Below are 13494 nucleotides of genomic sequence, written 5' to 3'. Positions count from 1 at the left end.
TTTAAACCAAATAATAAACAACAAAAAAGGTGTCAATTTTCATTGACACCTTTTTTTATAGCTAGAAAAAAATATTAATATCCTCCTCTGTTTCCACCACCACGGTTTTCTCCACCACGGCTGTTTCCACCACCATAACCACCGCGTGAATCTCCACCACGACTGTTATTGTTAAAACTTCTTCTTTCACCTTCTGGTTTAGGCTCAGATTTGTTTACTACGATTGCACGTCCTTGAACAGTAGCTCCGTTCAATTCGTCAATTGCTTTTTGAGCTTCGTCATCATTTGGCATCTCAACAAAACCAAATCCTTTACTTCTTCCTGTAAATTTATCAGTAATAATTTTAACTGAATCAACTGCTCCGTAAGCCTCGAAAGACTCTCTTAAATCTGCTTCCTCAATACTGAATGGAAGGCTTCCAACAAAAATATTCATATGTACTTATTTAAATAATAGAGCAAATGTACGTCTATTTTTTTCTAATCCACTATAAATTAGCTTATTTATGTTTTTTATTTTAATTTAAAAAATAAAAAGAATATTCTAAAACACCTAATTCAAGGGTTTTAGGAATTTAACTCAGCATAGTTTCCAGAATCATAAACTTCCCTGAAACTAATAAAAACATCTTAATAATAATTAACAACATCAAATTTTAAACAAATAATACAGACTTACAACATACAAAATCAAAAACAACCCTAATCCATTATCATTCATTTAAGTATAGTCAGATTAGTATTTATCAATAAAAGATGTATCTTTGCACCCTTAATTAACAGAGGTCGAGTACCTCAAAATTTAATCACAAGATTATGTCAGTAAAAATTAGATTACAAAGACACGGTAAAAAAGGAAAACCTTTTTACTGGGTTGTAGCAGCAGATGCACGCTCAAAAAGAGATGGTAAATACCTAGAAAAAATTGGTACTTACAATCCAAACACAAACCCAGCAACTATCGACTTAAACCTTGATAGCGCAGTAAAATGGTTGCACAATGGTGCTCAACCAACTGATACTGCAAAAGCAATTCTTTCTTACAAAGGAGCTTTATTGAAACATCACCTTGACGGTGGTATCCGTAAAGGAGCCTTAACTCAAGAACAAGCTGATGCAAAATTAAATGCTTGGTTAGATGCAAAATCTGGAAAAGTTGATGCTAAAAAAGAAGGTTTAACTAAAGCACAAGCTGATGTTAAAGCTAAAGCTTTCAAAGCAGAACAAGATGTTAACGCTAAACGTTTAGCTGCAGCTGCTCAAGCAGAAGCTGATGCTATCGCTGCTGCAACTCCAGCTGTTGAAGAAGAAGTTGCTGAAGTTGAAGCTGAAGAAGCTCCTGCTGCAGAAGAAAATAACGAAACAACTGAAGCATAATTTAAGAAGCGAAGATGCGTAAAGAAGATTGTTTCTACTTAGGTAAAATCGCTAAAAAATTTAGTTTCAAAGGGGAAGTTCTTGCCTATTTAGACACGGACGAACCTGAGTTATACGAAAACTTGGAATCAGTGTTTGTTGAATGCAACAAACACTTGGTTCCTTTTTTTATTGAAAGCAGTTCACTGCACAAAAACGACTTTCTTAGAATTCGTTTTGAGGATATGAATACTGAAGAAGATGCCGATGCCATAATAGGTAACGCCATTTATCTTCCTTTAAATATGTTGCCAAAACTTACCGGCAACAAATTCTACTTCCACGAAGTAATTGGTTTTGAAGTTGAAGACAAACGCCTTGGTGTTGTTGGGAAAATTCAATCCATAAATGACACTACTGCCCAACCTCTTTTTGAAGTTTTAAACGGTGAAGTAGAAATCCTTATCCCCATGATTGACCATTTTCTTGTGAAAATCGATAGGGAAAACAAAAAAGTCATCATGGACTTACCAGAAGGATTAATCGAAATGTATCTTTAGAACAGTTTAATCGGTTATTTGTTTATTCGGTTAATCAAAAAAATTGTTAATCTAAAATCAAAGTTTTAAGCTGCTAAAATCTGCAATCAAAAATCGTTAATCCTCAATCTGAAATCATCATGTTTTCATTCAAGCAATTCTCAATCCAGCAAGATCGTTGTGCCATGAAAATTGGAACAGATGGCGTTTTATTGGGTGCATGGACACCAATTGAAAACAATCCGTTGAGCATTTTAGATGTTGGAACCGGAACCGGTGTTATTGCTTTGATGCTAGCACAAAGGAGTCATGCCGAACAAATTGATGCGTTAGAAATTGATGAAGAAGCGTACGAACAATCCGTAGATAATTTTGAAAACTCACCTTGGAGCGACCGCTTATTTTGTTTTCATGCAGGATTGGACGAATTCGTCGAAGAACCGGAAGACGAGTATGATTTAATTGTTTCCAATCCTCCTTTTTATACCGATGAATACAAATCCGAAAATGAACAACGCGATTTAGCACGTTTTGCTGACGCAATGCCTTTTGAAGATTTAATTGAAGCTGCCGACTTGTTACTTTCGGAAAACGGAATATTCGCAGTAATCATTCCTTTTAAAGAAGAAGAAAATTTCCTGGCTCTAGCTGCAGCATTCGAATTATACCCATTAAAAATTACAAGAGTAAAAGGAACTCCAACCACCGAAATCAAACGCAGTTTATTGGCTTTTAGCCGAAATGAAAGTGTGAATTTTCCAGTTGATGAATTAATTATCGAAACCGCGAGACATATTTACACCCCAGAATACATTGCCTTGACTAAGGATTTTTATTTGAAACTTTAGTTTGCTTTAAGAATACTCTTAAACTGGTACAATATTCTTTCTAACAAGCGTAGATCTTCTGTAACAATCTCAGCAGAACCTTTCATTTCCTGTTGAAAAGGAATTTTCTTTTTATAATTTGTTTCCAAATTTTCGGGAAGCGAAACATCTAATAATAAATTTCCTTCTTTATCCGGAACCAATGAAATGTTTTTTACTTTACCTTTTAGGATACCAAACTCTCTATCAGGAAAATTTGCCAGACGAATATTAACGCGTTGCCCAATCTTAATTTTTCCGGAATTTTGAGCTGGAGCTTTGACTTTACCTATATATCCTTTTTCTATAGCGGGAATTATGGAGAATACATTATCCCCTGCTATTATGGTCTGACTCTCCGTCCAAATTTGCAAAAAAGAAACTTGTCCTTCAATAGATGATTTTAGCACATATGCTAATTCCCAATCTTTTATGATTTTTTTCAATTGATAAAAAGATTGTATCTTGGTACTTTCCAAATTAACTTCCTCTTTAGTTCCATTAATTCTTGTGCCTTCGCTATTCCGGTCATTACTAATTAAAGATGATTTTAATTGCGAAATACTACTCAAAAGACTTTTATAATTTTTCTCAGCTTGAAGATATCCTAATTTCTTATTTTCAAAATCTTGCGCAGACACTACTCCTTTATTAAATAAAATTTCAAATCGATTCACATCATTCTTCTGAAGCTGCAATTCAGATTCGTTTATGTTTTTTTGCTGTTTTAAAAGATCCAAACGCTCTCTAATCTGAATACTTTCTGAATTATTAGCCTTATTTTCTATTTGGAAAGGATGCAAATCCGAATTAAGCTCATCCGCAATGTAAGCTGCATGAAAGATTGAAAAAGCGTTCTCAATATCTCCCAATTGAGCATTTCTTAATAATCCAAAAGGAAAATTACTTTTCTTTGAATTAATATTTATTGTGTCAACGATATTTTTCAATACATAAACATCTTTATAATTAGCAGGATTTTCAATTATCGCCAAAGGCGTATTTACTAAAACTTTGCTCTTGTCAGTTATTAAAATTGCTTCAATTCTCCCTGAAGTTTTTGCCACCAACTTTTCAGGTGGAATATTTGTAGTGACAGTAACTTGCGTTGTTATAACGTCCGGATATTTGACAAACCAGGAAACAAAAAAAAGCATCAGGATAATTCCAAAAATCAAAACTGTCCCCCAACGGATCATCCAATGCGGAACACGTGTAAGAATATCTTGAACCTCTTCGCTTCTCAATTCGAATGTCGTATTATTTTCAGTCATATTATTAATTTCCTAATTGCAATTGATTTCTAACCAATTCAAAATAATTTCCTTTTTGCTCCACCAAAGCAGAATGGCTTCCAATTTCAATAATCTTTCCTTTATCCAAAACAACAATTTGATCTGCATTCATTACAGTACTTAATCGGTGTGCAATCACTACTACAGTTTTATTTTTAAAGAAAATATCTAATTTCCCCATAATTTCTTTTTCATTATTGGCATCCAATGCGGAAGTGGCTTCATCAAAAAATAGCATTTCAGGATTCTTATACACCGCTCTGGCAATCAACAGCCTTTGTTTCTGTCCCGTACTCATCCCTACACCTTCGGAACCAATTTTTGTGTTATAGCCTAATGGCAAACCCGAAATATATTCTTTTATGTTGGCAACATCGGCAGCATAAACCAATCGATCTTTATTGATACTATCAACTCCAACCGCAATATTATTAGCAATGGTATCATTAAAAATAAAACCTTCTTGCATAACCGCACCAATGTTAGCGCGCCAAGCCTTTTGGGCAATGTTTTTAAGTTGTGTATTGCCAATGTTAACTTCTCCATGATCTGGCTCGTAAAATTTTAACAGCAGTTTCATTAAGGTAGTTTTTCCGCTACCACTGACTCCTACAATTGCAGTTACTTTATGGGCAGGAATAGTCAAATTCAAATTTTCCAAGACTGGAATATCTGACCCCAAATAACGATAAGAAAGATTTTTAATTACAATATCACTATCTTTTGGAATATCATGTGTTTGATACACTTCTTGCTGTGCTTCATCTTCTTTTTCATGAATCTCAGATAGCCTGGCTAGTGATATTTTAGCATCTTGCACCTCCCGAACAAACTCGATAAGTTGTGCAATAGGACCGTTCAAACTACCGACAATTGAACTTATCGCCATCATCATACCTAAAGTAATTTGACCATCGATAACCAATTTTGCCGAAAGGAAAATAATGAAAATATTTTTTAGTTCATTAATTACAGATGAACCAATAGTTTGTGTTTGTTCAAGAACTAATCCTTTTATAGAAACCCGAAACAATCTCGCCTGGACATATTCCCATCCCCAACGTTTTTGTTTTTCGGCATTATGCAGTTTTATTTCCTGCATCCCGTTGATAAGTTCCATTACTTTACTTTGTTCTTGGGAAACTTCTGAAAAACGTTTATAATCCAGTGCTTCTCTTCGTTTTAAAAACAAGGTAATCCAACCGAAATACAATAAGCTTCCAGCAAAAAAAACGAAGAATATCTGAATATTATAATAGGCTAAAACCCCTCCCATAATAAACATATTGATCACCGAGAACAATACGTTTAATGATGAAGTGGTAAGTATGCGTTCTATACGATGATGGTCGTTGATTCGTTGCATGATATCGCCTGTCATTCGAACATCGAAGAACGAAATCGGCAAGTTCATTAATTTGATAAAGAAATCTGAAATCAAGGAAATGTTAATTCGTGTAGAAAGATGGAGTAATATCCAACTTCGGATGAGTTCCAATCCTGTTCTTCCGGCAAAAAGAAATAATTGCGCAAACAGAATTAAATAAATAAAATGAATATTCTGATTTTGAATCCCAACATCTACAATACTCTGTGTAAGAAAAGGAAAGATAAGCTGTAACAAACTACTGGCAAGCAAACCAATACTTAATTGCATTAAAAATGACTTATATCTTAAAACATATTGAGACAATAACCCAAAACCCAACCCTTTTTTATCTTCTTTATCAAATTCCGATTGAAAAAATTTTGGAGTAGCCTCAAGTAATAAGACAATCCCCTCTTTTGTGGTATTATCGGCATTATTCCCTATCCATAATTTCACAAAATCTTTCTGGTTGTATTCTATTAATCCAAATCCTGGATCTGAAATAAAATAACGGCCCTTTTTTATTTTATACAAAACCACGTAATGCTCTTTATTCCAATGCAAAACACATGGCAATGGCGCTTCTTCTAGTGTCTTAAGATTGAGTTTCACCCCTAAGGTTCTGAAACCGATCTTCTCAGCGGCATCACTTAAAAACAATAAATTACTCCCTTCACGTGTAGTTTCGCTAAAATCACGTAACTCTTGAATTTTTATGACTTTTCCGTAATGTTTCGAAATGATTTTTAAACAGGTGGGGCCACAGTCTTTGTTGTCAGCTTGTATATAATTTGGAAATTTCTTCAATTTTTTATTTTGTTTTCAAAAGTAATTTAAAAAAACTGTCAAAAAATTATTTTTTTGACAGTTTAATTTTACTATTATGATTAACGACAACAAGAGGGATCAAACACAGCAATAATATCTATCATATATTAAAACTATCTTACCTGATATACCCGTCCTATTAAAACAGTCATCTCCACCTTCTGAAGCTATATAAAGTGAGTCACATCCAGCTGGAACAGCTGTATACACTCCTCCTTTAATTGACTTTTGCTCATTTTTGGTTAACTTTTGAGCGCCTTCTAAGTTTAAAATATTTTTTAACATAATCTAATATTTAAAATTTGATTAATCTCTCTAATTATTTAAAAGGTAATTATCTATTTAAGATTACTAACTAACAATCTCTTAATTCAGCACCAGCAACGCAAGAGGTCCCTCCTTCAACACCGGTACTGCAATTATTAGTTCCCGCCCAACAGCATTTTTTACAAGCCCCTCCATCATCGAAGGCCAAATCTTTTAATCCACCTTTTATTAATTTTTGCTCATTTATAGTTAATCTTTGAGCACCTTCTAAGTTTAAAATATTTTTTAACATAATCTAAAAATTTGGTTAATATCCCAATCGTTTTAAGACACTTGGAACTTATGTCTATCTATCCAGCATTAAAAAATGAGGAAATTAATAATCTCTTACTATTCAATACAAATCCAACAAGTTCCTTTGGTATAACCCTGACCAATTGGACACGGATGAGTTGCATCACATGTAATTCTTCATCCGTTAATTGACTTTTGCTCATTCTTGGTTAATTCCTGAGCTCATTTTAAGTTTAATATTTCAATTGTTTTTAAGAAACTTGAAGTTTATGCCAAACAATTTTAGAAATCTGGAAATAGCAATTACTGTTTCCAGATTTCAAATCCGAAAATTGCTATGGCATTATATCTTAAAAACAATCTTTTAACAAGGGATATAACTATTTAGTCTGCAGAGATTAGTATATCGACAGTCATTCACACATTGTGATCCTGCAGGACAGTTTCCATCAACGTTACAAGCCAATCCACCTTTAATGCTTTTTTGCTCATTTTTAGACAATTCTTGAGCTCCGTCTAATTTTAAAATGTTTTTTAACATGATTTTTTAATTTTAGGTTATTAATAACAACATTTTCCGCAAGCAACAAGTGCAAACTCATCATCTATAGTTGGACATGTTGTAGTTGTTTTTGGAACACAATACATTGTAGCCCATGCATTAGCACAAGCCTCAGTAATACCTCCATTAATTGATTTTTGCTCATTTTTGGTTAATTTCTGAGCACCTTCTAAGTTTAAAATGTTTTTTAACATAATCTAAAATTTTAAAAATTTGGTTAATATCTCAATCGTTTTAAGACACTTGGGACTTATGTCTATTCTTGCAAGAAATATTTTTATGTTTTTTTATGCTTCTACTAAAATATTTATTCCTGAATATTCTTTATCCTCTGAAAAATCATTTAGAAAATATTTAAGTTCACTTATTTCATATTCTTTTGGAAACAATTTGCCGTTTACAATTTTGACTGGGGTATAATTGAATTCATTTTCTAAACACCAATTGTATTGTTGCTCTATCTGATGGTTAACTCTCATAGGAACGTCACCAATCTTCCATTTAGCTACCCATTTTTCTAATCCAATTTTTTGGATATGCCAATCTGATATTGCTTCCTCCATATTCCCTAGGTTAGAATTATTAATTGCCAATAAACTCTCCACGACTACTTTGTATGGATTGTCGTTATTCTCTGGGTTAATATTGAACAATACATTTAAAAAAACTTTCTGTGGAAATTTAGAAACCAACTCAAATGCATCTTGAAATGCTTTATGACAATGACCACAACTTGGACTAAGTAGTAAAGTAAGACTTACTTCGGAATTTCTATTCCCAAATTTTAAGCCTTCTAATAGATCAAACCCTTTAACAACAGGAATTTCCTTCAACAAGAAATTAAAAACATCATAATTTCTTTTGAATTTTTTTAATTCAGTTATTTCATTTTCTAGTTTAATTTTATTTTCTAAAACGGGTTTTATACCAACCCAGATTGAAGGAACAAGAATCAACGAAAACAGATATGAAAAAAAGTTAGGAAAAGTGACATCCAATGGCTGTTCAACAAAAAACCACAAAACACCTTGAGATATAATTAGAGATGATACTATTAAACACAAAATACACCACTTTTTTAATTGAACTTTTTGTAACCAAAAAGAATAAGCAATTATAGGAAGAGCAAATAAGCTAAGGATCCCCACGATTTTACTCGAATCTGTCGGTTGAATTGCGATAGCTAAAACGTTGACTCCAAAAAAAATTAATGGTAAATCAGAAAAACTAAACCATCTATTAATATCACCTATGTCAGATTTAATAACTGAATCACAAGAAGTATTAGGGTTTATATCACATAGTTTAGAAACTATGTGATTTTTGAACCCTAATTTCTCCTGAATAATAAAAATACTACAAACTAAACCTACAGTTGAAACAATCAACTGAAACAAATTACTAAAACTATACTTATTATATATTATTGACAAAACCAGCAATCCTATAACTGGTAAGCCATATTTAATCCATTTTGAGTTTATTTTAAAGCCATGACTTGAAATGGTTTCATTTGGCTCTATTGCTACTATTATACCATTCCAATCTTTAGAAAAATCATCAATAGTCAAAATCTTGTTTTCCCCTTTTTCAATATCGACAACTATGTTTTTTTCTGTTTTAGAAACCAGAACTAAGTCCTGATTAAAAATGGCTAAAAATGAATCGGGTAATTCTAGCAACTGTTCTTTTGGAACTTTCATAGCGACATTTTCAATGGACAACATATCCAGTGAATCCGTTATTGCAAATACGCTAGGGTAATTTGGATGAGAAAGAAACAAATCTTCGAAACTAGATTTTAAATCTGAAAACTGATTTATTTCTAAATACTTTTTAACTATGTTTATCATACTCTAACTTTTAACATAATAATTAAATCATCACTTTTAATTAAATAATCTAACCCTTACATCATTATTAAAAACATTAAGGACTGATTTACAAGCTCTTTTTACAGTTCAATTTGCTCTTCAAAAAATTCTAGAATTCAATTTACTGACAAAAAGGTGACCTCTAAATATTTTCATTGTGGTAAAAGTATCGATGTAAAAAAAGACACCGTTACGGCTTTACCATAAAAATTGTTAAATTTATATGGTCTGGAAATCACACCAAGATCTCAACATACTTATTTTGAAAAAATATGGAGGGAAAATCTAACCCGTTTTAAAACTATAATTTATGATGCTAAGTCAAAAAATTCCAAAAACAATATACTTCAGTAATAATTTCGATTAAAGCAGATTTTTATTGGCTTTTAGATGAAATAAAAAGACCAACTAACTGATATACAAAGTGTTTTTATTTGAAGATGTAATTCAGGATTTCATTCAAAAATACCAATCACCTTATTTTAAATAAATTATAAATTCCAATTAAAGATTTTATTGTAAATTAGTATCCACTGATATTTTCCATCAAAGTCATGCTTTGAGAAAATTACTTTTTTGATTATAAAATTCATTATTTTCAATTAAAATAAAAAAAATATAACATTTGTTAATGCTTTTGTTATATTTCTTTATGTAAATTTGTTCCATAAAAATTAACATCCATGAAACCAGACTTATTTCAATCTCCAGATTACTATAACTTAGACGACTTACTAACCGAAGAACACAAACTAGTACGTGACTCCGCTCGTGCTTGGGTAAAGAAAGAAGTTTCCCCTATAATAGAGGAATATGCTCAAAAAGCTGAATTCCCAAAACAAATCATAAAAGGTTTGGGAGAAATTGGCGGGTTTGGTCCTTATATTCCGGAAGAATATGGCGGTGCAGGTTTAGACCAGATTTCGTACGGTTTGATCATGCAGGAAATTGAGCGCGGTGATTCTGGTGTACGATCTACTTCATCAGTACAATCCTCTTTAGTGATGTATCCAATTTGGAAATACGGAAATGAAGAGCAACGCGTAAAATATTTACCAAAGTTAGCCACTGGCGAATACATGGGATGTTTTGGATTAACGGAACCTAATTATGGTTCAGATCCAGGAAGTATGATTACCAACTTCAAAGATATGGGCGACCATTATTTATTGAATGGTGCCAAAATGTGGATTTCAAATGCGCCGTTTGCGGATATTGCAATAGTTTGGGCAAAAAATGAAGAAGGAAGAATTCATGGTTTAATTGTAGAACGCGGAATGGAAGGTTTTACCACTCCGGAAACACATAACAAATGGTCGCTTCGTGCGTCATCAACTGGAGAATTAATTTTTGACAATGTTAAAGTCCCAAAAGAAAATTTATTACCCAATAAATCTGGATTAGGAGCACCGCTTGGTTGTCTAGATTCTGCGCGTTACGGAATTGCCTGGGGTGCTATTGGTGCTGCTATGGACTGTTACGATACCGCTTTACGCTATGCAAAAGAAAGAATCCAATTTGATAAACCGATTGCAGGAACACAATTACAACAAAAAAAATTGGCCGAAATGATTACCGAAATTACCAAAGCACAATTATTGACTTGGCGTTTAGGAGTTTTAAGAAATGAAGGAAAAGCCACAACGGCTCAAATCTCAATGGCCAAAAGAAACAATGTAGATATGGCGATTCATATTGCTCGTGAAGCCAGACAAATGTTAGGCGGAATGGGAATTACCGGAGAATATTCTATCATGCGACACATGATGAATTTAGAGTCGGTGATTACTTATGAAGGGACACATGATATTCATTTGCTGATTACGGGAATGGATATTACTGGAATTCCAGCTTTTAAATAGTAGTAAACGATTATTAAAGTATTTGTAAAATTGATAGAAAAAGCTTCTTGGAAACAGGAAGCTTTTTTATATTTACATAAAAAATACCACCTATGAATATTGAAACAATCAACAATAGCATTCAGCCCCAAAAAGAACTATTGTTACAACATTCTTTATACAAAAAAGTAAAAACCATTGAGGATTTACAGTGTTTTCTTGAAAATCATGTTTATGCAGTTTGGGATTTTATGTCTTTATTAAAAGCATTACAATCTAAATTGACTTGTACAACTACGCCATGGTTTGCCACTCAAAATCCCGAAACCAGATATTTGATAAACGAAATTGTCCTTGCTGAAGAATCTGATTTAACACTAGACGGAAACCGTTCAAGTCATTACGAGATGTACATTGAAGCTATGGAAGCCTGCAATGCAAACACCGATGGAATCAAACAATTTCTACATGAAGTGGATTCGCTTAAAAACATTTTTGTTGCGATTAAAACCAGTCATTTACACCCAAATATCAAAGCTTTTTTAGACTTTACTTTCAGAGTGATTGAAGAAGGGAAATCCCATGAAATAGCGGCCGCTTTTACTTTTGGAAGAGAAGATTTAATTCCAAGTATGTTCACTGAAATCTTGAAAAATTTTCAAGCAAATTTCCCCCAAACGGATTTGAGTAAACTCATTTATTATTTTGAAAGACACATCGAATTAGATGCTGACGAACACGGACCAATGGCAATGAAAATGATCACAGAACTTTGCGGTACGGATGCACAAAAATGGTCCGATGTAGAAGAGGTTTCTAAATTAGCCTTAGAAAAACGCATTGGTCTTTGGGATGCTATTGAAGAGACTATTATGATGAATGTAGAATTGGCATAGACCCAATTTACCCAAATAAATATAAGTATCGTTTAGAAATGAATTAGGTCTAATTTCGAATTAATGAAAAACAACTTCTTCAAATAAGTACCAATGAAAAAATAGCTTTATTAGCTATTTTTTTTATCTTTATTTTTTAAATTAAATAAATGTCTTCCCAAGAACGATTAACCAGAGCTTACAAAGAAGCCCAAAGAATTCCTTTTGACGATCAATCAAAATTCATTCTTTTTAGTGACTGCCACAGAAGTGATAATAGTTTTGCGGATGATTTTGCAAGCAATCGAAATGTGTATTTCCATGCGATGACCCAGTATTACAATGATGGCTTTTCTTATTGTGAGTTGGGAGATGGAGATGAATTATGGGAGAACATTTTTTTTAAAACCATTTTTGAAGCACACAAAAACGTGTATCTTTTACTAAAGAAATTTCACGATTCCAATAGATATTATAAAATTTGGGGAAATCATGAAATGACTTTTCGAGATAAAGATCATGTAGAAAAAACGCTTACCACCTATACAAATACGCAAAACGACAGAATTGAGCCCTTGTTTACTGGTATAAAATGTCACGAAGCGATCGTTTTAGTTCATCAGGAAACCAAACAAGAACTATTTTTGACCCATGGTCATCAAGCTGATTTCATGAATTATGTAGGTTGGAAAATCAACAGAACCATGGTGCGATTATTATGGAAACCATTACAAATCTGGGGAATATCCGATCCTACAAGTCCTGCCAAAAATTATGTGGAACGAATAAAAATCGAACTGCGTATCAAAAAATGGATTGAGAACAACAATCGCAAAATTACTATTGTGGGCCATACGCATCGCCCTAGTTTTTCTTACCCAAGTCAGAACGCGACACCTTATTTCAATGACGGAAGCTGTGTGCATCCTAGAAGTATCACCGGGATTGAAATAGTAAATGGAACGATAACACTTATAAAGTGGTTTATCGACACTAAGGAAAATGGCATTCTGCAAGTTGTTAGAGAAGTACTTGAAGGCCCTACCAATCTAAAGGATTATAAATAAAAAAAGCGTTTGCTGAGGCAAACGCTTTATCATTAATTTTCAGGAGCTAATTCCAGTTCTAATCCTTCAAGACTTTCGGTGATTGGAATTTGACAGCCCAAACGACTGTTTGATTTTACATAAAATGCTTCTGACAGCATTGCTTCTTCATCCTCACCCATTGCTGGCAAAGGCACGTCATTAAGAACGTAACATTGACAAGAAGCACACATGGCCATTCCGCCACAAGTCCCTTCTACAGGAAGCTCATAGGCTTTACATAATTCCATGATATTCATGGCCATATCTGTAGGAGCTTGTAATTCATGCACTACTCCTTCTCTATCTTTAATTTTTATTAATACATCCATGTGATTGTGGGTGTTTGGTTTTAGCCAATCGCTATTTATTATTGAGTACTGGATTGCGTGAGGGATAAAAGCCAGCTACCGAAGTAGCGCGTATAGCCCGACGCTTTTAA

General features: G+C 33.2%; 14 protein-coding genes. 6 read left to right on the top strand and 8 right to left on the bottom strand.

Annotated features, from left to right (window positions below; all coding sequences use genetic code 11):
- Window positions 1-74: 74 nt before the first annotated feature.
- Window positions 75-437 (bottom strand): RNA recognition motif domain-containing protein, encoded by a 363-nt coding sequence (locus BMX64_RS13045; RefSeq protein WP_066079550.1) that lies wholly within the window; start codon window positions 435-437, stop codon window positions 75-77.
- 380 nt (window positions 438-817) lie between these two features.
- Here BMX64_RS13045 and BMX64_RS13040 point away from each other — a divergent pair, with 380 nt between their 5' ends.
- From BMX64_RS13040 to BMX64_RS13030, 3 genes are all read left to right on the top strand, one after another.
- A complete protein-coding gene (locus BMX64_RS13040; protein ID WP_091172785.1) occupies window positions 818-1378 on the top strand; it encodes a 30S ribosomal protein S16 in 561 nt (186 codons plus the stop codon).
- Between the two features lie 14 nt (window positions 1379-1392).
- Window positions 1393-1917 (top strand): ribosome maturation factor RimM, encoded by a 525-nt coding sequence (rimM, locus tag BMX64_RS13035; protein ID WP_091172781.1) that lies wholly within the window; start codon window positions 1393-1395, stop codon window positions 1915-1917.
- Between the two features lie 119 nt (window positions 1918-2036).
- Complete coding sequence (locus BMX64_RS13030) at window positions 2037-2744, top strand: tRNA1(Val) (adenine(37)-N6)-methyltransferase (RefSeq protein ID WP_091172778.1); 708 nt, start codon at window positions 2037-2039, stop codon at window positions 2742-2744.
- Here the strand turns inward: BMX64_RS13030 and BMX64_RS13025 are convergent.
- From BMX64_RS13025 to BMX64_RS13000, 6 genes are all read right to left on the bottom strand, one after another.
- A complete protein-coding gene (locus tag BMX64_RS13025; protein ID WP_091172775.1) occupies window positions 2741-4036 on the bottom strand; it encodes an HlyD family secretion protein in 1296 nt (431 codons plus the stop codon). The two genes, BMX64_RS13030 and BMX64_RS13025, sit on opposite strands and share 4 nt — an antisense overlap.
- A 4-nt stretch (window positions 4037-4040) precedes the next feature.
- The gene (locus tag BMX64_RS13020) at window positions 4041-6233 is read right to left on the bottom strand and encodes a peptidase domain-containing ABC transporter (RefSeq protein ID WP_091172771.1); all 2193 of its coding nucleotides are present in this window, start codon (window positions 6231-6233) and stop codon (window positions 4041-4043) included.
- Between the two features lie 99 nt (window positions 6234-6332).
- Window positions 6333-6539, bottom strand: coding sequence for a hypothetical protein (locus tag BMX64_RS13015; protein ID WP_091172768.1), 207 nt, complete (start codon window positions 6537-6539; stop codon window positions 6333-6335).
- Window positions 6540-6609: 70 nt separating this feature from the next.
- Window positions 6610-6813 carry a hypothetical protein gene (locus tag BMX64_RS13010; RefSeq protein WP_091172765.1) on the bottom strand — a complete coding sequence of 68 codons (204 nt, stop codon included), beginning with the start codon at window positions 6811-6813 and terminating at the stop codon, window positions 6610-6612.
- Window positions 6814-7376: 563 nt separating this feature from the next.
- Window positions 7377-7571 (bottom strand): hypothetical protein, encoded by a 195-nt coding sequence (locus tag BMX64_RS13005; RefSeq protein ID WP_091172762.1) that lies wholly within the window; start codon window positions 7569-7571, stop codon window positions 7377-7379.
- Window positions 7572-7664: 93 nt separating this feature from the next.
- Entirely contained in the window at window positions 7665-9230 is a 1566-nt protein-coding gene (locus tag BMX64_RS13000) for a vitamin K epoxide reductase family protein (RefSeq protein WP_091172759.1), read from the bottom strand.
- Window positions 9231-9934: 704 nt separating this feature from the next.
- On the opposite strand from BMX64_RS13000, the gene BMX64_RS12995 reads away from it, so the two are divergent.
- From BMX64_RS12995 to BMX64_RS12985, 3 genes are all read left to right on the top strand, one after another.
- Complete coding sequence (locus BMX64_RS12995; RefSeq protein WP_091172756.1) at window positions 9935-11113, top strand: acyl-CoA dehydrogenase family protein; 1179 nt, start codon at window positions 9935-9937, stop codon at window positions 11111-11113.
- 92 nt (window positions 11114-11205) lie between these two features.
- Window positions 11206-11988, top strand: a complete 783-nt coding sequence (locus tag BMX64_RS12990) for a DUF3050 domain-containing protein (protein WP_091172753.1) — start codon at window positions 11206-11208, stop codon at window positions 11986-11988.
- 149 nt (window positions 11989-12137) lie between these two features.
- Window positions 12138-13034: a serine/threonine protein phosphatase gene (locus BMX64_RS12985; protein ID WP_091172749.1), complete on the top strand. Its 897-nt coding sequence runs from the start codon at window positions 12138-12140 to the stop codon at window positions 13032-13034.
- Window positions 13035-13066: 32 nt separating this feature from the next.
- Here BMX64_RS12985 and BMX64_RS12980 read toward each other — a convergent pair whose 3' ends face one another.
- The gene (locus tag BMX64_RS12980) at window positions 13067-13384 is read right to left on the bottom strand and encodes a 2Fe-2S iron-sulfur cluster-binding family protein (protein ID WP_091172746.1); all 318 of its coding nucleotides are present in this window, start codon (window positions 13382-13384) and stop codon (window positions 13067-13069) included.
- Between the last annotated feature and the right edge of the window lie 110 nt (window positions 13385-13494).

Origin of the sequence: Flavobacterium sinopsychrotolerans (assembly GCF_900110375.1) — a bacterium.
Taxonomy (GTDB): domain Bacteria; phylum Bacteroidota; class Bacteroidia; order Flavobacteriales; family Flavobacteriaceae; genus Flavobacterium; species Flavobacterium sinopsychrotolerans.
The sequence above is the reverse complement of the archived record's forward strand: the minus strand, read 5'-3'. Positions and strand labels throughout refer to the sequence as shown.